This window comes from Chryseobacterium sp. Leaf201, from assembly GCF_001421435.1.
Classification (GTDB): domain Bacteria; phylum Bacteroidota; class Bacteroidia; order Flavobacteriales; family Weeksellaceae; genus Chryseobacterium.
Map to the genome: position 1 here is coordinate 35,412 of NZ_LMKA01000057.1, position 21,048 is coordinate 56,459.

15 protein-coding genes are annotated in these 21,048 nt (G+C 39.8%); 7 read left to right on the forward strand and 8 right to left on the reverse strand.

Going from position 1 to position 21,048, the window contains the following annotated elements; genetic code table 11:
• Window positions 1-85: 85 nt before the first annotated feature.
• From kdsA to ASE55_RS05865, 4 genes are all read right to left on the reverse strand, one after another.
• A complete protein-coding gene (gene kdsA, locus ASE55_RS05845; protein ID WP_056216555.1) occupies window positions 86-895 on the reverse strand; it encodes a 3-deoxy-8-phosphooctulonate synthase in 810 nt (269 codons plus the stop codon).
• 411 nt (window positions 896-1,306) lie between these two features.
• A complete protein-coding gene (locus tag ASE55_RS05855) occupies window positions 1,307-1,831 on the reverse strand; it encodes a DUF1697 domain-containing protein (protein ID WP_056216558.1) in 525 nt (174 codons plus the stop codon).
• Window positions 1,832-1,886: 55 nt separating this feature from the next.
• Complete coding sequence (locus ASE55_RS05860; protein WP_056216560.1) at window positions 1,887-3,374, reverse strand: hypothetical protein; 1,488 nt, start codon at window positions 3,372-3,374, stop codon at window positions 1,887-1,889.
• A 92-nt stretch (window positions 3,375-3,466) separates the two neighbouring features.
• The gene (locus ASE55_RS05865) at window positions 3,467-6,952 is read right to left on the reverse strand and encodes a DUF2723 domain-containing protein (protein WP_056216562.1); all 3,486 of its coding nucleotides are present in this window, start codon (window positions 6,950-6,952) and stop codon (window positions 3,467-3,469) included.
• Window positions 6,953-7,175: 223 nt separating this feature from the next.
• Here ASE55_RS05865 and ASE55_RS05870 point away from each other — a divergent pair, with 223 nt between their 5' ends.
• The 5 genes from ASE55_RS05870 (at window position 7,176) to ASE55_RS05890 (ending at window position 13,372) form a co-directional block, all read left to right on the forward strand.
• A complete protein-coding gene (locus ASE55_RS05870; protein WP_056216564.1) occupies window positions 7,176-8,213 on the forward strand; it encodes a PLP-dependent cysteine synthase family protein in 1,038 nt (345 codons plus the stop codon).
• Between the two features lie 79 nt (window positions 8,214-8,292).
• Entirely contained in the window at window positions 8,293-9,555 is a 1,263-nt protein-coding gene (locus ASE55_RS05875; RefSeq protein ID WP_056216566.1) for an aminotransferase class I/II-fold pyridoxal phosphate-dependent enzyme, read from the forward strand.
• A gap of 266 nt (window positions 9,556-9,821) precedes the next feature.
• Entirely contained in the window at window positions 9,822-10,244 is a 423-nt protein-coding gene (locus ASE55_RS05880; protein ID WP_238585002.1) for a glucosaminidase domain-containing protein, read from the forward strand.
• A gap of 117 nt (window positions 10,245-10,361) precedes the next feature.
• Window positions 10,362-11,714: a hypothetical protein gene (locus ASE55_RS05885; RefSeq protein WP_056216568.1), complete on the forward strand. Its 1,353-nt coding sequence runs from the start codon at window positions 10,362-10,364 to the stop codon at window positions 11,712-11,714.
• Window positions 11,711-13,372: an MBOAT family O-acyltransferase gene (locus ASE55_RS05890; protein ID WP_056216570.1), complete on the forward strand. Its 1,662-nt coding sequence runs from the start codon at window positions 11,711-11,713 to the stop codon at window positions 13,370-13,372. Before ASE55_RS05885 ends, ASE55_RS05890 begins: the two co-directional genes overlap by 4 nt.
• Before the next feature lie 12 nt (window positions 13,373-13,384).
• Here ASE55_RS05890 and ASE55_RS05895 read toward each other — a convergent pair whose 3' ends face one another.
• Entirely contained in the window at window positions 13,385-14,701 is a 1,317-nt protein-coding gene (locus ASE55_RS05895; RefSeq protein ID WP_056216572.1) for a GDSL-type esterase/lipase family protein, read from the reverse strand.
• Window positions 14,702-14,795: 94 nt separating this feature from the next.
• Here ASE55_RS05895 and ASE55_RS05900 point away from each other — a divergent pair, with 94 nt between their 5' ends.
• Complete coding sequence (locus ASE55_RS05900; protein WP_056216573.1) at window positions 14,796-16,991, forward strand: B12-binding domain-containing radical SAM protein; 2,196 nt, start codon at window positions 14,796-14,798, stop codon at window positions 16,989-16,991.
• Between the two features lie 77 nt (window positions 16,992-17,068).
• Here ASE55_RS05900 and ASE55_RS05905 read toward each other — a convergent pair whose 3' ends face one another.
• The 3 genes from ASE55_RS05905 to atpD form a co-directional block, all read right to left on the reverse strand.
• Window positions 17,069-17,851: a hypothetical protein gene (locus ASE55_RS05905; protein ID WP_238585003.1), complete on the reverse strand. Its 783-nt coding sequence runs from the start codon at window positions 17,849-17,851 to the stop codon at window positions 17,069-17,071.
• A 120-nt stretch (window positions 17,852-17,971) separates the two neighbouring features.
• The gene (locus ASE55_RS05910; protein ID WP_056216575.1) at window positions 17,972-18,253 is read right to left on the reverse strand and encodes a FoF1 ATP synthase subunit delta/epsilon; all 282 of its coding nucleotides are present in this window, start codon (window positions 18,251-18,253) and stop codon (window positions 17,972-17,974) included.
• A gap of 86 nt (window positions 18,254-18,339) precedes the next feature.
• Window positions 18,340-19,848, reverse strand: a complete 1,509-nt coding sequence (gene atpD / locus ASE55_RS05915) for a F0F1 ATP synthase subunit beta (protein ID WP_056216577.1) — start codon at window positions 19,846-19,848, stop codon at window positions 18,340-18,342.
• Window positions 19,849-20,053: 205 nt separating this feature from the next.
• Between atpD and ASE55_RS05920 the strand changes: the two genes are divergently transcribed.
• Window positions 20,054-20,974, forward strand: a complete 921-nt coding sequence (locus ASE55_RS05920) for a bifunctional riboflavin kinase/FAD synthetase (protein WP_056216579.1) — start codon at window positions 20,054-20,056, stop codon at window positions 20,972-20,974.
• Window positions 20,975-21,048 lie beyond the last annotated feature (74 nt).

The window sequence follows — 21,048 nt, forward strand, 5'->3', positions numbered from 1 at the left end:
AACCTGAATATCAAAATACATGAAATCCTTTGTGGAAAGGACTTCATATTTATTCAACTTAAATAAGTCTGAATTTAATAAAGAGTTACAAAATGGCTTCCCTTACTCTTGTTAATTTCTGCAAGAGGTCTTCCAGGCGATCCAGTCTCAGCATATTGGCTCCGTCTGACAAAGCGGTTTCAGGGGTAGGATGCGTTTCAATGAAAATTCCGTCTGCCCCTACGGCAATACCAGCCTTGGCAACGGTTTCTATAAGCTCCGGCCTTCCTCCGGTTACCCCGGAACTCTGGTTAGGCTGCTGTAAAGAATGGGTTACGTCCAGAATGACAGGCGCATAGTCTCTCATGGTAGGAATTCCGCGGTAATCAACAATCAGATCGGTATAGCCAAAAGAGTTTCCCCTTTCAATAATCGCCACTTTCTGATTATCGGAATCCGTAATCTTCTGAACGGCAAATTTCATGGATTCCGGAGAAAGGAACTGTCCTTTTTTCAGAGAGACACATTTTCCTGTCTGTGCTGCGGCTACCAGAAGATCAGTCTGACGAACAAGGAATGCAGGGATCTGCAATACGTCTACATACTGCGCTGCCAGTGCTGCATGTTCATTTTCATGAATATCCGTAGTGGTCGGGATGTTAAAAGTCTCGCCCACTTTTTTAAGGATCTCCAGGGATTTTTCTTCACCAATGGTTGTAAAGGAATCTACCCTGCTTCTGTTTGCCTTTTTAAAGCTTCCTTTGAAGATATACGGGATGTTGTATTTGTTGGTGAGTTCCACAACTTTTTCGGCAATTTTCAAGGCCATATCTTCGCCTTCTATGATGCATGGACCGGCAATGAGAAAAAAGTTTTTTGAGTCTTTGTGATGGATATTATCTAAATACTGAATCATTTTTATTTTTATTAAAAAAGTTCAGTAAAAGTAATGAGAAAACTTCAGAATCCGAAATTATTTATTGCTAACTGTAATTAAAGACATCCTGCATCAGCGCAGTATAAAAAATGGTAATGATTATAAAAAATATAAAAAACAGAACCAGATAAAGGTAATAGTTTTCTACTTTAAATACTTTTATTAAAAGTAAATGAGCGAAAAAATTGAACAGAAAATACCCTCCAACCGTTATGATCCCTTCCAAAATAGAATTGCCTCCTTCTGTTAAGCAATAAAATATTGTGAGAAGAATTATGGAAACCACACTGACAGAAAGTCTTTTCACTAAGTTTGAATGTTCAGGGAAAACAAGATAAAAGAAATTACCCAGAGCAAACATGAACAGAATGAAAATTAAGCCCGTCAGCATTAAAATTTCTTTACAATCTTCTCAAACGTATTGATATTCCGGCTGGTGAACTGGTCTTTCAGGTTTTTCCTGCCTAAAATTTTCCCGAATGTCGAATCTAAAGTATTCCCTTTCGGGACCTGCCAGTAGAACGTGCCGTTTATAATTTTTGCCTCTTCATGCTCGGTTTTCAAGGCTTTCTGAAATTCTGACATCAGAATATCATCCACGCCTGCATTTCCGATGAACGCATACGAATGCAGATTTTCATTTTTTTCGAAGGGGTTGGCATTCCATATCGCTTCCGTCTCCGGTTGTGATTGTATGAATAAAAATGCTTCATAGGAAAAATGTTCAGAAACGGCTTTTTCAAGGATAATTTTCAGATCTGCTGCCTGTTGATCAGATGAAAAAACAATATTTCCTGAAGCAAGTACAGAAACTGCGTCCTCCATTCCTGCATTTTTAAAAACCTCGCAGGCTTCCGCCATTTTCATATTGGTCCCTTTTACATTGATGCCACGAAGAAAAGCACAGTATTTCATAGTTAGGATTAGGGATTAGGGATTAGGGATTAGGGAAAATACATTTATTAATCTTTTAATCAACTCTTTCGTATAAATTATAATCTGTTCCGGAAGGTTTTAAAATATAGATTTTCTCAAGGATTTTATTATTGCTTTTCAAGTGATCTTTCACACGGAACTCTTTTAATAATTTATAATGAAGCCTGAAATATTCAGCGTCTTTTCCTGTATACAAATCATCATAGGAAAGAAGGTATTTCGGCTGTCTCTTTTTAATCGTATTGATCCGGAAATTCGGTTTGTCTTTAATTATTTCCTGCTGAACTTCTTTATCAACCAACCCTACTTCATCAATTGCTTTTAATCCGGAAAAATAAGGCACGTAACCGGCAGGCTCAAGAAAAATCCACTGGTTTTTATCCTTTTCATAGGTATTCAGGAACAATCCGATGGTTCTTCTGTAGTTCCATTCCCCGTTTCCGGTAGCTATGGAATGGACTGTCTGGAAGGCCAGCATAGGAATGATGTAAATTATAATCAGTGCCGCAAGCCAGAGGTTTCTTTTTACCTTCTGTTCCATTACGAAAATCAGAACCGGAACAAACAGAAGAATCTGCGGAACCCAGTAATACCAGTCGAAAAGGCTTTTCTGTGAAAGGAAAACAAGCTGTTTTACCCATCCGAAAATAAAGATCATCCAAAGGAAGTAATTCCTCTTTTCTTTCTGGCGGATTAAATAGATGAAGCACAATACCTCGAAAATCAGCAGTACAATGGTCAGCGGATTAAAATCTCCCGGAAGCTTCAGCATTCCCCAGAAGTTCCCGAAATTTGATGTAAAATAGCCTACATTCTGTTCCCATGTAAAGGCTTTATCGTAAGCAAGCTTCTTCGCAATAATGGTATTGTTGACCACTTCACCGAAATAAAACCAGTTGAAGGCCAGGGTAACGGAAATTCCAAGGATTCCTCCTAAAATATAATTCCATCTGATCTTTCTCGTCCATAAAAGATCCGTTAAGAACACAATTCCCAGGAAAATAACGGTATCGATGCGGGTAAATAAAATCAGTACCGGCAGAACAATAAATGCCCATTTTTTGCCTTTGTGAAAGCCGTAATACAGGAGTGCCATTTCCAGGAAGAAAAGGATTCCGTATTCCATTCCCAGGATAGAAATTTTAATGGCAGGCGGTAAAATCCCGATTAAAAATATGAACAGCGCTTTATGCCAGGCATTTTTGAGCAGCAGATGGGAAAGAAACAGGCTCCCGATTGTGAAAAGGATAGAATTAAAAATAAGAAGCGGCGCAATGAAGTATTCTTTCCCGAAAGCCACAGTAAAAAACCACGAAACAAAAACATAGAAATGCGTTGTGGATGCGGAAATTTTTACCGGCCCGTTAAAACCGATAACTCCGTAATCCAAAAGGTTCTGGGCTACTCTCCAGGTGATGAATGCATCTTCCTGGATATAGTGGGTGAGTAAAAATAAAAGCTTGAAAACAACTGTAAACAATACAGCATACCACGGGATTCTTTTACTTTTTATGTCTGTCATTGTGCTTCTTTGATTCAGCAAATATAACCTTAAAATTTCTGAGGCACAATAAATAAAAAAACGGAACCGAAGTTCCGTTTTAAGTTTTGTTATTATTGGGTTGCTTTGATAATGGAGGTGGTGATCTGATTTTCCTTTTCTTTCGAATAAGTAGAATCAAAAGGTTCCATAATATCAAACAGATACTGGTAGAACGGTGTGATCTTCTGAACCTGTTCAGATTCGTTCATCGCTTTTTCTTTGCCCATTTCTTTAAGGTTTTCAACGAATGTGTTGAATTTCTTATCGATCGGTTCTATGGATTTTACCAGATAATCGTATGCTTTATCTTTCTTCCCGATTTTTGTGTATGCATCGGTAACGGCAGAAACCACCAGGGAATATTCCATCGGCTTGGTCCTGATCTGTCTTCTCAGATAACTTTGGTCTGCTTTGCTTAAGCTCATGTAATAATCATATTCCTCAAAAATTCCTTTTTTAAGAACTTCTGCAAGCTTCAGCCCTTTGGCTTCCTGTCCTGAAACAATATATCCATACGCCATTGAACTTAAGGAACGCGGATCATTGTATTTCTGTGCCGGGATTTCTTTTGAAGCGAGGTCCAGCATCTCAAGGGCTTTCCCTTTCTGGCCGATTGCCGATAAAGCTGCTGCAGCCCTGCTGGCCGATGCCCTGTAGCTCATAATGTTGGACGTTGCAGTCTCATCAAAATGAGTATCCAGATCCTTGAAGTTACCCCATCTGTAGTTTTTCACCACGTTGTATAAAGAATTGGCATCTACCCTTCCCATTTCTCCGTCCGGCGTCTGCGGCGTGTGGATCGGGATCAGCCTGTAGCTGAATCCGTCAAACTGAAGATATTCGTCAAGGTAGAAAATATTTTCACTGTCATAGATTCCTCCCGAAGAGAAGTTGATCGGCTTTTTCCAGTCGAAATTGGCCAGGATATCCAGCATGATCAGGTTATTCTTGTATAAGGTATTGGATTTATACGTAATCATGATCTGGTTCACCGTATTGGCAAGATCTGCCTGATTGATGATGCCTGCCTGTAATGCATTTGCCTTGTTTACCGGTAAAATGAATTTATTCACAGGTAAAATATTGTATTTCTCATATTTCTCTTCCCCGAAATACATTTTAAGAAGTTCGTTTTTCGCAGGAGAAGTATATTTAAGAAAGCTGATTGCTTCCTTCATAGTCATTGAATCCTGAGTAAGGTATTTCCTGAACTCGGCAAATTCCGTTTCCGGAGCTCCCTGTTCTTTCAGCATGGAGAACAGCCCTTCCCAGTCATCCTTTTTCATCATATAGATCTGGTCGTTCACACCGTCCCTGTAATCTTCATGGGTCAGAACACCCGGAACCGGAGCTGCGTTGTAGGTCCTTCTCTTGATCTGATCAATATTCCAAGGTGTTGAAGCCAGTGTAAAGTTAACTACTTTTACATCATCTCTGAACTGTTCGGTTTCCTGGATTGCCCATACCGGATAGGTATCATTATCACCGTATACAAACAAAATGTCGTTTTTAGGCAGCGATTTCAATACGGAATACCCGTAATCGTAAGAAGTATACCGGTCATGCCTGTCGTGAACATTGTAATTCTGGAATCCCATTAAGAAAGGAACCCCCAGTAAAACCACACCGGCCACGATATTGGCAGCATTGGATTTTACTTTTGACTTTAACAGCCAGAGAATAGCACCCGCTCCCAATCCGATCCAGATGGCAAAAACGTAGAACGATCCTACCATGGCATAATCTCTTTCTCTCGGTTCAAAAGGTTTTACACCCGTGTAGAAAACAATTCCCACACTCATCAGTATAAAGATAGAAAGCATGGCGTAGAATCTTCCGAAATCCCTGTTCAGCTGGAAAAAGAACCCGATTAATCCCAATAGCAATGGCAAGAAGAAGAATTTTACCGTACTTTCATTCTTGAATTTCGCAGGCATCTTGTCCTGATTTCCTACAATGCTATTATCAATAAAAGGAATTCCGGAAATCCAGTTCCCTCTTGTGCTTTCCATATTCCCTTCAAGGTCATTCTGGCGGCCTACGTAGTTCCACATCAGGTATCTTAAGAAGTAATACCCGTTCTGGAAAGTAATGAAATAGTCCAGGTTCTGTGCCAGGGAAGGCTTCTGGATGGTAATTAAATTATACGGTTTCACCTTTAAATAATCGGAAGCCGTAATGGTTTTGTTTTCATATTTCTGCCTTAGCTCGTCGAAAATCTGCTTGGCTTCAGGGCTGTTGGCAACATCTTCATTGGCATAGTTAAATGAAAAATCCGGTGCGCCGTACATTGAAATATAATTAGACATCACGTCTTTATCTTCATTGAACATCCTCGGCATAAAACCTACATGGTCTTTATTGAAAACATATTTAAAACGGTCGCCGGTTTTTCTATAGGTTCCCGTCTTTTCGTCTTTTTCGTATGTTTCCCCTGTTTTTATGGTATTGAAACTTCCGTCTTCTTTTTTCTCAATTCCGCCTGATGTAAGGAAAGCCGTATAGTTCTGCCCGTAAATGGTAGGCCAGTCGCCGTACTGCTCACGGTTATAATAATCCAGCATCCCGATGGCGTTATCCGGGTCATTAAGGTTCATCGGTGGATTGGCATTGGCCCTGATAGGGATTACCATCCAGCAGGAAAACCCGATCATCATGAACACGACAGATAAAGCAATCGTCTGATACAGGTTCTTCTTAAGCTTTTGTGAATAGTTGATCAGGAAATAACACAGCGCCACCATTAAAATAAACCCTACAATGGTTCCGGAATGGAAAGGCAGGCCTAATCCGTTCACAAAGAAAATCTCAAGCTTCCCGAACAACGTCATGATCAGAGGGAAAATCCCTTTGAAGACGATGGCCAGAATAGCCAGCGTGATGACATTGGCAAGAATAAAATTCTTCCACGTGAATTCATATTTTCTGGCGTAATATATAAAGCATACGGCAGGGATTGCCAGCATACACATCATGTGCACCCCTACAGAAAGTCCTAAAATAAAGAAAATCAAAATAATCCATCGCTCGCTGTCCGCAGCCTGGTGTTCATTTTCCCATTTGGTAATCAGCCATACCAGCAATGCAATGAACATTGATGCCATTGAATACACTTCCCCTTCCACGGCGGAAAACCAGAAGGTGTCTGAAAAAGTGAAACATAGCGCTCCTACAACCCCTGCAAACAGGATAGAAATTTCCTGATGCTTTGTAACATCTTCAAAATCCTTATGAAGAAGCCTTCTTACAAGATGTGTAATCGTCCAGAACAGGAACAGGATGGTGAAAGCACTGAACAGCGCAGACATCCCGTTGATCACAATAGAATAATTTTCGCCTTTTCCTAAAGCAAAAATGGCTGCCACAGCACCCACAATCTGGAATAATGCAGCACCGGGGGCGTGCGTTACTTCAAGTTTTACTGCTGAGGAAATATACTCGCCACAATCCCAAAAACTGAAATTGGGTTCTATGGTGGACAAGTATGTGATAAATGCAATGGCGAAAATCACCCATCCGAGAACGGTGTTCCACTGCCTGAAAGTCCAATTTTTCATAGTTTTAAATCAATTACGCGAAAATAAGGCTTTTATATGATTTTACACGGGTTTTAACAAAATTTAAAGGTTTTGGCTCGTTTTTTGAGAAGTTTGATTTTTGGAGAGAAAGCTTGAAAAATAAATTTATTCTTTTAAACATCAGAAATCAAACAAAAGTTTAGAAATAAATTTATTTTTTTGTATTTTTGCCGACAGATTTTTATTGGAAAAATAACAAATAATGAGTAATGTTTACGATAATATACTTGGCCTAATAGGAAACACGCCTATGGTAAAGCTTAACACTGTGACGAAAGATATTCCTGCAACCGTTTATGCCAAGTTAGAATCATATAATCCTGGACATTCCACTAAAGACAGAATCGCATTTCATATCATAGAAAACGCTGAGAGAAAAGGTTTATTAAAAGAAGATTCCGTAGTGGTAGAAACTACTTCAGGAAACACAGGATTTTCAATTGCAATGGTCTGCATTATCAAAGGATATAAATGCATCCTTGCCGTAAGCGACAAAACGAAGCCTGAAAAAATTGCCTATCTTAAGGCTCTGGGAGCTACCGTCTATATCTGCCCCGCAAATGTTCCGGCCAATGATCCCAGATCATATTATGAGGTAGCCAAAAGAATAGCTCTGGAAACCCCGAACTCTATTTATATCAATCAGTATTTCAATGAACTGAATATTGATGCACATTACCAGACCACGGGTCCGGAGATCTGGGAACAGACACAAGGTAAGATTACTCATCTTTTCGCATGTACCGGAACCGGAGGAACATTATCCGGATCTGCCAAGTTCTTAAAGGAGAAAAATCCCGGTATTAAAATCATCGGTGTTGATGCAGACGGTTCTATCTTAAAAAGCTATCACGAGACCGGAGAAATTCATAAGGAAGATGTACACCCTTACCAGATTGAAGGCATGGGAAAAAACCTGATCCCTTCTGCCCTTCTCTTCGATAAAGTAGATGAATTTGTGAGGGTAAATGATGAAATGTCAGCGTACAGAACCCGTGAAATTGCTTTGAAGGAGGCTATTATGGGCGGATATACAACAGGCGCTGTCACTCAGGGGCTGATCCAGTATGCACAGTCTCACGAGCTTACCGCAAATGACCTCGTGGTATTAATTTATCCAGACCACGGATCCAGGTATATTACAAAGGTATACAGTGATAAATGGATGGCCGAGCAGGGATTCGTTAACAACTGCGTTCACAATTATGATGAAGTTTTTAAAACGGAATTCATCAAATAAATAAGGAATAAAGAATTTATACAAATAAAGCCTTTTTTGTAATTACAAAAGGCTTTTTTACTTAAAAAACAGTAATACAATGTTGGATATTTTTGACAGAATAAAACAAAACCCGGGACCTCTTGGGCAATTTGCAGATTATGCTGAAGGATATTTTGTTTTTCCTAAACTGGAAGGGCCGATCGGTCCGAGAATGAAGTTTCAGGGGAAAGATGTAATTTTCTGGAGTGCAAACGATTATTTAGGACTTTGCAACCATCCGGAAGTACTGGAAGCTGATGCCAAAGCTGCCGCAGAATTCGGGATGTTTTACCCGATGGGTGCAAGAGCGATGTCAGGTGAAACCCAGCAGCACCAGCAACTGGAAAAAGAACTGGCAGAGTTTACCCAGAAAGAAGCGGCTTATCTGCTGAACTTCGGATATCAGGGAATGGTTTCTGCAATTGATGCTCTGGTAACAAGACATGATGTCATTGTTTATGATGCAGATTCCCATGCCTGTATTGTAGACGGCGTACGTCTTCACATGGGTAAAAGTTTTACATTCAAACATAACGATATTGCAAGCTTGGAGAAAAACCTCGCACGTGCCACCAAAGTAGCTGAAGAAAACGGAGGCGGAATCCTGGTTATTACGGAAGGTGTTTTCGGGATGCGCGGTATGCAGGGAAAACTGAAGGAGATCTGTGAGCTGAAGTCAAAATTTAACTTCAGGCTTTTAGTTGATGATGCACACGGTTTCGGAACTCTTGGAAAAACGGGAGCCGGAGCAGGTGAAGAACAGGGCTGCCAGGATCAGATTGATGTTTATTTTTCTACTTTCGCCAAATCAATGGCCGGTTTCGGAGCATTCCTTGCGGGAGATCAGACGATCATCAGGTTCTTAAAATACAACCTGCGTTCTCAGATTTTTGCCAAATCTTTAACCATGCCAATGGTAATCGGAGGTTTAAAGAGGCTTGAACTTTTAAGAACACGTCCGGAAATCAAAGATAAATTGTGGGAAAATGTAAACAAGCTTCAGAACGGACTGAAGGAAAGAGGCTTTAACCTTGGGAATACAAACACCTGTGTAACGCCTGTTTTCATTGAAGGAACTACCATTGAAGCTACCCTTTTAGCAAAAGATTTAAGAGAGAATTACGGAGTCTTTACATCCGTTGTGGTCTATCCGGTAATTCCTAAGGGAATGATCCTGTTAAGATTAATTCCTACCGCTTCACATACCGATTCAGAAATTAACGAAACGCTGGAAGCCTTTGAAGGCATCCGTGAAAAGCTTATTTCCGGACAGTATAAGGAAATGGAAAAAGAAATGAACATCGAGTACAAGCAAATGTAACCGATTATTAAAATAATAGTAAAAACAGCTGTAGGACCTTCTTACAGCTGTTTTTTTGTAACAAATATTTAAAATATAATTAATATGGCAATTCCAAATTTTTAACATATTTTAACTCATATATACTGTAATACCTTCATATAGCGTTATATTGTGTTAAAAATTAGGCTCTTAAGTCAGGTAAGGGTAAATTTGCCCTCATGATTTCAGAACATACAATTATGAAACACAATGTTAAGTACTTAAGAATTGTAATTTTGAGTTTAGTGTTTAGTTTAATTTCTATTGTCGGTAACGCACAAACCCATACCTACTTAGAAAGAAATAAAGCAATCGCATCTGAGCTTTCCTTGAAATACGGTATTCCGGTTTCAATTATTCTTTCCATAGCATTCGTTGAGTCCGGCGGAGGTACCAGTAAAAACTCCGTAACCTATAATAACCATTTCGGTATTGTAGGCAAAAACAATCCTCAGTCACGATACAGAAGTTTTTCTTCGGTGAGAGAATGCTACGAGGCATTTTGTAAGTTAGTCGTAAAAAAAGACTATTATTCAGCTTTAAAAGGAAGCGGTGATTTCTCCAGATGGGTAAAGGCCATTGCATCCGCAGGCTACTCTACCCGCCCGAAGGAATGGATGAGAAGAATTAATCTTATCATCACCAAATACAGCCTTTCAAGCCTGTAAAATCAACAGAATTTATAATTTCCAAGCTCCGTAAAACGGAGCTTATTTTTTTTCACATTTATATTGTAAAGACTGATTTATCTGATTAAATTAGCCGGACAAATTTCCTTACGTTTTATGAATCCAAACAGAAATTGGAGAGTAATGGTTTTACTCTCCCTGTGCTTTGTCATTTACCTGTTTTCATCGGTCCTCATGTATGTTTTTAATGTTGAATGGAAACCTTTACAGAATGTAAATCTGCTATCAGAAATCATACACCCTGAAAAATTAAATGACGGTGCACTGGCTAATGACAGTTTGGAAAACTCTTCCAAAAGGGGTAACCGTGCAAAAGATTTCGAATTATATAAAAAGCCTGACCTCATTACCGACTTTACGAAAGGAGACAGCATTACCACACTGATGCACTTTTCAGAAAAACTGGCTGAACTGAAAAAAACAAAAAAAGGAAAGATAAGGATCGCTTATTTTGGAGACAGCATGATTGAAGGCGACCTTCTTACCCGTAAACTGCGGAAGCTGCTGCAGGGTGAATTCGGAGGAGCCGGTGTAGGCTACCTGCCTGTTCAGAGCAAAGTGGCGCCGGTACGGGAATCTGCAGAAATAAAAGCTGCCGGATGGAAAACCGTTAATTTCATGGAGAAAGGCGCTAAGAATATGTATGTTTCCGGCTTCAGCTTCAGCGGAACGGGAAACAGCCATTTTACAGATAAAACCCTGATCAGCGGTACCAAGACCAATAAATTTTTAATTTTCGGACAGTCACCGGGAAATGCTTCTGTAAATTATAACGGAGCCAACATTCTGCTTAATGCGACCCAGACTGTGAACAGGCAGCTGCTTGCGAATGACACGGTAAGGTCATATTCCCTGAAAAGCAATACGCCTTCAGTGCCTTACTACGGAGTGAGCTTTGAATCTGACAACGGGATTATTGTAGATAATTTTTCTTTCCGCGGGATCACGGGGGTAGAATTTAAAAAAATAGATGAGCATTTTCTGAAAGCCGTCCAGGCACAGAACCATTATGACCTTATTGTGATGCAGTATGGTGTGAACCTGCTGTTCCGGCCGGATGATACGGACTATTCTTATTATGTAAAAGTCATGACGCCTACCCTGGTGAAATTTAAAAATGCATTTCCTGAAACCGATATCCTTATGGTGAGCACGGCAGACCGGGCATTCCGGTACAACGGTGAATTTCAGAGTGCAAAAGGCGTTCGCAATCTCGTGGAAACCCAGGCAAAAATGGCTTACGACAATAACCTGTCATTCTTTAACCTGTTTGAAACCATGGGCGGCGAAAATTCTATTGTGGCATGGGCCCAGAAAGAGCCTCCCCTCGCCAATAAAGATTACGTACATCCCAACGGGAGAGGAACCGATATCCTTGCAGAAAAGCTGTACCACGCCATGATGAAAGATTATAAAATTTATACTGCTAAAAAAAGATCTGCACAATGAACCACGTAGAGGCATTATTTTCGACATTTGACTGGAAAGCATTTCTGCATCAGTTTGTCTATGACAGTAAAAATCCCCTGCTGTTCAATAACGGATTTTTTGTATACTTTTTTACGCTGTTTATTATTCTTTTCTATCTGCTAAGAAATAACTTCACGGCAAGAAGGTACGTTTTTACGTTTTTCTCGCTGTATTTTTTCTATAAAGCAAGCGGATGGTTTGTAGGGCTCGTCATTGTCTCTGCCATTGTTAATTATATAATTTCCAACGGCATATATAAAAGTCCGCAGAAAGCAAGGAAAACAGCACTCCTGGTCCTGAGCATTATTTTTAATCTCGGCCTTTTATTCTATTATAAGTATACCAACTTTTTTATTACGCTTTATAATGAGTTTTCCAGTGCGGAAATCCATCCGCTGAATATCCTTCTGCCTATCGGTATATCGTTCTTTACCTTTGAAAATTTAAGTTATACCATTGATGTATACCGGGGAGATTTCAAGCCGGCAAAGAAATTTACGGATTACCTGCTGTTCCTTTCTTTTTTTCCGAAGCTGATGATGGGTCCGATTGTACGGGCGCATGATTTCGTGCCGCAGATCAATCAGCCTTATTTCCTCTCGGAAAAAGATTTTGCCATGGGATTTTATCTGATTATTTCGGGACTGATTAAAAAGCTGATTATCTCCGATTATATTACGCTGAACCTTGTCAATTATATCTTTGATAACCCTTCCCTTCATGTGGGTCTGGAGAACCTGTTTGCCGTGTATGGTTATGCCATGGTGATCTATTGTGATTTCAGTGGGTACAGTGACATTGCCATTGGTATTGCGCTTTGGCTCGGGGTAAAAATCCCTGCGAATTTTATGTCGCCTTATCAGAGTAAAAACATCACGGAGTTCTGGAGGAGATGGCACATTTCCCTGTCTTCATGGCTTAAAGATTACCTGTATATTCCGTTGGGAGGAAACCGGAAATTTTCGCTGGCATCCGTTATTTTTGTGTTAGCATTCCTGTGCGGAACATACTTTACTTCCGTCGGATTATTCAAACTTGCTCCTTTGTATGCGGGACTGATTACCCTGCTGATGCTGGTTATCTTTATACTTCCGGCCGTGATTACCAAAAACTCAAAAGGGATTGCCGCTAACTTCAATCTCCTTACCACCATGCTTTTAGGCGGATTCTGGCATGGAGCCAGCTGGAATTTTATTATCTGGGGAGCCATCCACGGAATCGGTCTGGGAATTCACAAGATCTGGATGCTTACCACAGGAAAAGCATTTTCAGGCTTTAACAATAATATAGTCTATAAGATTGTTATGGGCGTGGTTACCTTTCATTTTGTATGCTTCGGATGGATTTTCTTCAGAGCAGAAAACTTTGATGTTGCGATTTCCATGCTGAAACAGATATTTTATAATTTTGACGCCAGCGCTTTTGCTCCGTTTTATGATAACTATAAAGAAGTACTGGGCATGATCGTTTTAGCCATGGCCATCCACCTTATTCCTGAAAATGCAGCCGAAAAGTTTATTTCAAAGAGAGGGAGCATCCCTTTAATTGTATATATCGTTATCTTTTTTGCATTCCTGCTGGTGTATGGTTATTTCAAGTCTGCAGAACAGGTGCTCCCTATTTACCTTCAGTTTTAATGGGTTTTTAAGTTATTGAGTAATTTCAGAAAATGCCTTCCAGATAAGTTCGGCTTGGTTTTCATAACCGGGCTTTACAAAATGTACGCCGTCTGAAGCAGCTTCTTTTTTCATCTGTGCCTTTTTAAAGGAGCCTTTTCCGCCGCTGGCCTGATAAAGATCAAAGAATGCAGCATTGTTCTGTACGGCACTTTCCCTGAGCCAGCTTACGATTTCCGGGACACGCGACTGTTTCGGTATATTGTCCGGCGGGGAAACCAGCAATACCGGAAGCGCAGCATTTTCTTTACGGAATTTCGTGATGAGTTCTGTAACGGCATATTGAAATTCTTCTTTGCTTACCGGAGCAAAAGCTTCATTGGTTCCCAGGGCAATAATCAGGATATCAGGCTGCAGGGTAACCAGCTGCTGTACCTGAAGCGGATACTTCAGAAAATCTGCATACGTGGCGCCGTTCACCCCTACTGTATTGAACACAACCCCTTTTTCAACATTTCTTAAAAACTGAAATCCGTAGAATATATTTCCGGCAGGATTATCGGAACGCATTAAAAATACCTGCTGCGGCTCTTTTACTTTAATCTCTGTTTTGAATCCTGTCAGTTTCTTACTGGCAACCGGTTCAATCTGGTTTTCAAAATCAGCATTATAGACCAGGTAATTCCTTTCTGTTTTATAGCTTGCTCCTTCAACGGGATGTAAGATCCGGGCTCCGTTTAGCTGTCTCAGCCTGGTGGTGGTACTGTTGTATTTTGAAACAATCTCATGGAATGTTTCCCCGTAAGTAGCGGTATGATTCAGTGTTTCTTTCTTTTTATCAATGAAATTTTTAAGAGGCTGTGTTTCCTTATATAACGTTATTTCGCTGCCGTTCATCTGTGCATCATGGTAAATGACCACCTTATCAAAAGCATCCTGAGGATTTTTAAAACTTATTTCCAGTAAAGAATTCTCTTTGTTCCCGATCACAAAACCACCGGCTCCGATCTGCGAAAACAGCTTCTGCTCATGAACCAGCCTGAAGGTTTCCCACGTGCGGTTACTGGCTGAAGTGAAATCATCTGACCCATTTGTATTGGCCACCGTATAAGGAAAAACCATTCCGCGGCCTGCATTTCCATACTGGTCCTGGAACTTTTTTCTCAGGTAAGAAGTAAGCCAGTCTGCCTGGATATGAGAATCTCCCATCAACAAAATCTGGGAAACTTTATTCTGCTTCAGCTTTTCCGTAAAAGGTTTTAAGGTTTCTGCATGTTCAATCTGCTGTGCCTGCATGCCTGCTGACAACAGCAACAACAGGATGCCTAAATTTCTGCCCGTAATTTTCATACCGTGAATTTATAAATTTTTCTGATAGAGCCATCTCATAATCTAAAATAAGTCAGTCTGAATTTTAAATATTAACTTTGCAAAAATTTTCCTTTTGAAAGACCTGCTTCTTATCACGCCTCCTTTTACCCAGCTTAACACGCCCTATCCTGCTACAGCTTATATCAAAGGGTTCCTTAATACCAAAAATATCTCAAGCTTCCAGATGGATCTGGGGATAGAAGTTATTCTTAAATTATTTTCAAAAGAAGGCCTGGAGAAGATTTTCAGTAAAGAAATTGATGTTCACAGCAGTTCAGAAAATTCCCAAAGGATTTTTACGTTAAGAGACGAATATGTAAAAACAATCGACCAGGTAATTGCTTTCCTTCAGGGCAAAACGCCTACACTGGCAAGACAGATCTGTTCCATGAACTTTCTGCCTGAAGCTTCGCGGTTCAATCAGCTGGATGATATGGAATTTGCGTTCGGGAACATGGGGTTGCAGGATAAGGCCAAACATCTGGCTACCTTATATTTAGAAGACCTATCTGATTATATTATTGAGCATACAGATGCTGATTTCGGGTTCAGCAGATATGCGGAACGGTTAGGGAAAAGTGCCAATTCTTTTGATGAATTATATGCTAAAATTTCCGGAGATACGACCTTTATTGATGGTGTTACGTTAAAAATCCTGCATGAAAAACTGGAAGCTGTTCGGCCGAAACTGGTTTGTTTTTCAGTGCCGTTTCCCGGGAATTTATATTCAGCTTTCAGGTGTGCAAAATTAATCAAAGCGCATTTCCCCCACATCAAAACAGCAATGGGCGGTGGCTTTCCCAATACAGAATTGAGGGAAGTAAAGGATCAGAGGGTATTTGAATTTTTTGATTTTATTACGCTGGATGATGGCGAACTTCCGCTGGAACTCCTATATGAATATGTTTTTCGTGCCAATGAAAGCGGAGAATCTGAGTTTAAAAGGACCTTTCTGGTTGAAAATCAAGAAGTCATTTATAAAAATAATTCCAAAAGACCGGATTATAAACAGGCGGATATCGGAACGCCGGATTATACAGATTTACAGCTGGACCAATATATTTCCGTTATTGAAATTGCCAACCCGATGCACAGTTTATGGAGCGACGGCCGATGGAATAAGCTGACCATGGCGCATGGATGCTATTGGGGGAAATGCACATTCTGTGATATTTCTCTGGATTATATTAAAGTTTATGAACCGATTTCTGCTAAAATCCTGGTAGACAGGATGGAAGAACTGATCAAAACAACCGGAGAAAACGGATTCCATTTTGTGGATGAAGCAGCTCCGCCCGCTTTGATGAGAGAAGTGGCACTGGAAATTCTGAGGAGAAACCTTATCGTTACCTGGTGGACAAATATCCGTTTTGAAAAAAGTTTTACTAAAGATTTGTGCTTTCTGCTGAAACTTTCAGGTTGTGTAGCGGTTTCGGGAGGGCTTGAAGTGGCCAGTGACCGTCTATTGAATCTCATTGATAAAGGAATTTCTGTGGAACAAGTGGCGAAAGTAACCCGGAATTTTACAGAAGCCGGAATTATGATCCATGCTTATCTGATGTACGGTTACCCGACCCAGACGGTTCAGGAAACGGTTGATTCCTTGGAAATGGTGCGCCAGATGTTTGAAATGGGAATTTTGCAGAGCGGCTTCTGGCATCAGTTTGCTATGACTGCCCACTCTCCTGTTGGACTCAATCCGGAAGAATTTGGAGTGACTCCTTTGAAACAGGAAATTTTATTCGCAAATAACGATATTGATTTTACCGATAAAACCGGGATTGACCACGGCAAATTCAGTTTCGGATTAAAAAAATCACTGTTTAATTATATGCACGGAATTAATTTTGAAATCCCGCTTCAGGAATGGTTTGACTTTAAAATTCCGCGGACCAGCATCGATCCTGATTATATTCATGACTGTCTGCTGGAAGATGAGGATTTTAAGTTCAAAGGTAACGCAAAAGTCATTTTTATTACCAAAAACGTAATCGCTGAGAATCGCTTAAAAACAAAAAAGAAATATAATTACCCGTACACGAAAATTACAGTCCATTTAAAAACCAATACGGTGAGCATAGAATTGGATCAGGAACAGGCAAAGTGGCTGGTAAAAATGTTTCAGGACCATTCTTCTGAAAATCAGAAAAAAGTTACCCTTCAGCAACTTAAGTTAAATTTTGAAGAAAATTTTGAAAATTTTGAATTATTCTGGTTTTCAAAACCGATACAGCAGCTGAAAGATAACGGGGTAATTTTAAGTCTTTAATTTTTAGATATTTTCAGTTAAAATTTAAAAACTGATCTGCAGAATGACAATTAAACGGAAATTTAATTAGAATACATTTATTTTTCAACGCCGTCTTTGGTAACTTCACCAACAATTACTTTTTCCTGAATTTTAATAAAATTCGGATCCATCATAGCCATACGTTCTGCAAGGGCTTTATACGTTGGAAATTTTAAAAGTGCTGCGCGACCGGATATTTCCCTGTAAACGGTAAATGTTTTTCCGCCGGCGGATTTCAGCTGTTTGGTAGTCGTGATATATCTCCCGATGTATTTGCTTTTGGCATCGTAAATTTCAATATCAACAAAAGTTTTATCGGTAACGGTATCATCAGACCCGAAACTTACGGGTAGATTGGTGAAATATCCCACCGGCTTTCCGTTGCTCAGGATTTCGCCTACATTATTAACGGTGATATTCAGTTTGTCTATTTTACTTCTTGTGGTGTAAGCATCTTTGGTCTTGCTGTCCAGCTTCCGTTTCGGGTTATTTTTAAAGAGCTCATCCAGGTTTTTAATGTTGATCCCTCTTTCATCAATGATCTTAAATCCTTTTATTGACGTATATACTGCCGATTTCTCTTCACCCGAAAATGCAGACGGAGAAATATAATCCAACTCAAGTGTTTTTTCCTGATTATAGATCCTGTTTAATTTAATGTAGCTGTCCCGTACGGAATCGACAATACTTTTGTCTATAAATTCCATCGTATACACCGGGTTTTCCTTAAGGTCCATAAAAGTATAGAGGCTGCCTTTATTGGTGATCTTGGCCACATGTATTCCGTCAATCGTTACAATGCCTCTTTTGGTCCTGATATTCTGGGCGTTTAGGATCATACCCAAAACTGTAAATAAAATAATTAGACTCCTTTTCATAAACCGGTTGCTTCTTACATACATAAAAAAAAGTGTAACAAAGTTACACTTTCTTGAAAATATATTTAGCTCTTCATTTAATTATTCACAAAGGATAATTCCTTTATTATGATTAAATTCTACAACACCGCTTGTGATAGGATAAGAAAAAACAGAGTCTTTCTCATTTTCTTTGGTAAAATATTTTACATACGTTTCGCTGATGGATTTCGTATATAATTTTACGTTACCTCCGACTAATGAAGAAACAATTCCTGCGTGGTTGGTCATGATGTGGAATTCACCATCCTTTCCCGGCAGTAATACAGAATCTACTTCTCCTTCAAAAACTACGTATTCTGGTGTTAAAATTTTTATATTCATTTCTTTAGATTTGAAGATTTCAGATTTCAGATTTCAGACAACATTAAAGTCTCATGTCTTGAATCTGATCCCTTTTGTCTAATTTATTAAGCGTTATCAGCTAACATTTTTTGTCCAGCTTCAATTGCTTCTTCAATGGTTCCTTTTAAGTTGAAAGCAGCTTCCGGTAAGTGGTCCAGTTCACCATCCATGATCATGTTGAATCCTTTGATGGTATCTTTGATGTCTACCAATGATCCCGGGATCCCTGTAAACTGTTCTGCTACGTGGAAAGGCTGAGACAGGAATCTCTGAACTTTTCTCGCACGGTAAACTACAGATTTATCTTCTTCAGAAAGTTCTTCCATCCCTAAGATCGCGATGATATCCTGAAGTGCTTTGTATCTCTGAAGGATTTCTTTTACTCTCTGTGCACAGTCATAATGCTCTTCCCCGATAATTTCCGGAGCAAGGATTCTTGATGTAGAAGCCAATGGATCTACTGCCGGGTAAATACCTAATGAAGCAATTTTTCTGTCCAGTACCGTAGTTGCATCCAGGTGGGCAAACGTTGTTGCCGGAGCCGGGTCAGTTAAGTCATCCGCAGGTACATAAACAGCCTGTACTGAAGTAATGGATCCGTTTTTAGTTGAAGTAATTCTTTCCTGCATCGCACCCATTTCAGATGCCAGTGTCGGTTGGTAACCTACCGCAGAAGGCATACGTCCAAGAAGTGCAGACACCTCAGAACCGGCCTGTGTAAAACGGAAGATATTGTCTACGAAGAACAATACGTCTCTACCCTGTCCGCTTTCTCCACCGTCTCTGTAGTACTCAGCTAAAGTAAGACCGGAAAGTGCTACTCTTGCTCTTGCTCCTGGCGGCTCGTTCATCTGCCCGAAAACGAATGCTGCTTTAGAATCTTTCATAGCTTCCAAGTCTACTTTAGAAAGATCCCAGCCACCGTTTTCCATAGAGTGCATGAAATCATCACCATACTTGATAATTCCTGATTCAAGCATCTCTCTCAAAAGGTCATTTCCTTCTCTCGTTCTTTCACCTACTCCGGCGAAAACAGAAAGACCTCCGTGTCCTTTTGCAATATTGTTAATCAACTCCTGGATCAATACTGTTTTACCTACACCGGCACCACCGAACAACCCGATCTTACCTCCTTTTGCGTAAGGCTCAACCAAGTCGATTACTTTAATACCTGTAAATAAAACTTCTGCAGAAGTTGAAAGCTGATCAAATTTCGGAGCTGGTCTGTGAATAGGAAGACCACCTTCCTTAGATATATTTTGAAGTCCGTCGATAGCATCCCCAACCACGTTGAAAAGTCTTCCGTTTACAGCTTCACCAATTGGCATTGTGATTGGATTTCCGTATCCGATTACATCCTGCCCTCTCTGAAGACCGTCTGTAGCATCCATTGCGATACATCTTACCGTATCTTCACCAATATGTTGTTCTACTTCCAAGACTACTTTTTCACCGTTCCCTTTTGTAATCTCCAACGCGTCATAAATGCTCGGAATTGCTTCCACATTTGAAAAGACTACGTCGATTACAGGACCAATAATTTGAGAAATTTTTCCTTTAATTTGGTTTGCCATTGCTAAATTTTTTCTTGGTGCAAATATAATGATTCTTCATAAACCTACAATTGGTAAAAAAAAGATTTTTATCATACTTTTCACTAATTTTCATATGTTTTAATCTGAATGCAGAACAATGCCATATTGCCGGGAAATATTGATAAACGGTTATATCGATACATTGTTACATTATTTCTATATTTGCAGTCAAATTTTTTCCGTTTTGAAAGTTTTCAGAAATTTCTCAGATTATTCTTCCCACAGGCCTTTAGCACTATCTTTAGGGATGTTTGACGGGGTCCATCTCGGGCACAAAAGCATTATTGATACGCTGATAAACGTAGGTAAAGAAAATAATCTGGAAACGGCAGTGCTTACTTTCTGGCCGCATCCGAGATTTGTTTTCAATCCGAATGAAGACCTGAAGCTGCTGAATACCGTGGAAGAAAAAAAATTCCTGATGGAAAAATACGGCATCGGCAATTTATTTCTGAAAGAGTTTGATGAAGAATTCCGGAATCTGACCGGTGAAGAGTTTGTCCGCCGGATTTTAATTGAAAAACTGCATGTGAAATATCTGATCATCGGATATGACCATTCTTTCGGAAAGAACAAAAGCGGGAATTTCGAACTGCTGCAAAAACTGTCACAGGAACTGGATTTTGAAGTGGAACAGATGGAAGCCGTCAACATCCACGAAAATAATATCAGTTCTACCAAGATCAGGAATGCCCTTTCCGCCGGCGATATCAGAAAAGCCAATGAAATGCTGGGTTACTCCTACTCTGTTTCCGGAACTGTGGTTCACGGAAAGAAAATCGGAAGGACAATTGGCTACCCTACAGCCAACATCGATACAAATTCTATTAAACTTCTGCCTAAAAAAGGGGCTTACATTGTTGAAGTCTTTGTCAACGGCCTGCAGTATAAAGGAATGCTGAGTGTGGGGACAAATCCAACGGTAAACGGTGAAAAACTAACGGTTGAAGTCTATATCATTAATTTTGACCAAGATATTTATGGTGAAAATATTACCGTAAAGTTCAGGGATTTCCTTCATGATGAAATTAAATTTGAAGGACTGGAGAAGCTGATTGAAAGACTGGATGAAGATAAAAAATTGGCAGAGGAATTTGAATTTTAAAGTATTGCTTGAAAGAACAATAAATTGGATTGAAAATTCAACTCAAATCCACATTTGCAAATACTTGTTGTACA

Bases quoted from the DNA above. Each gene is read 5' to 3' on its own strand.
- ASE55_RS05895 (WP_056216572.1), bottom strand. From the start codon at position 14,701: ATGAAAATTACGGGCAGAAATTTAGGCATCCTGTTGTTGCTGTTGTCA.
- ASE55_RS05885 (WP_056216568.1), top strand. From the start codon at position 10,362: ATGAATCCAAACAGAAATTGGAGAGTAATGGTTTTACTCTCCCTGTGC.
- ASE55_RS05875 (WP_056216566.1), top strand. From the start codon at position 8,293: ATGTTGGATATTTTTGACAGAATAAAACAAAACCCGGGACCTCTTGGG.
- ASE55_RS05860 (WP_056216560.1), bottom strand. From the start codon at position 3,374: ATGACAGACATAAAAAGTAAAAGAATCCCGTGGTATGCTGTATTGTTT.
- ASE55_RS05910 (WP_056216575.1), bottom strand. From the start codon at position 18,253: ATGAATATAAAAATTTTAACACCAGAATACGTAGTTTTTGAAGGAGAA.
- ASE55_RS05905 (WP_238585003.1), bottom strand. From the start codon at position 17,851: ATGATCCTAAACGCCCAGAATATCAGGACCAAAAGAGGCATTGTAACG.
- ASE55_RS05870 (WP_056216564.1), top strand. From the start codon at position 7,176: ATGAGTAATGTTTACGATAATATACTTGGCCTAATAGGAAACACGCCT.
- ASE55_RS05890 (WP_056216570.1), top strand. From the start codon at position 11,711: ATGAACCACGTAGAGGCATTATTTTCGACATTTGACTGGAAAGCATTT.
- ASE55_RS05865 (WP_056216562.1), bottom strand. From the start codon at position 6,952: ATGAAAAATTGGACTTTCAGGCAGTGGAACACCGTTCTCGGATGGGTG.
- ASE55_RS05855 (WP_056216558.1), bottom strand. From the start codon at position 1,831: ATGAAATACTGTGCTTTTCTTCGTGGCATCAATGTAAAAGGGACCAAT.
- atpD (WP_056216577.1), bottom strand. From the start codon at position 19,848: ATGGCAAACCAAATTAAAGGAAAAATTTCTCAAATTATTGGTCCTGTA.
- kdsA (WP_056216555.1), bottom strand. From the start codon at position 895: ATGATTCAGTATTTAGATAATATCCATCACAAAGACTCAAAAAACTTT.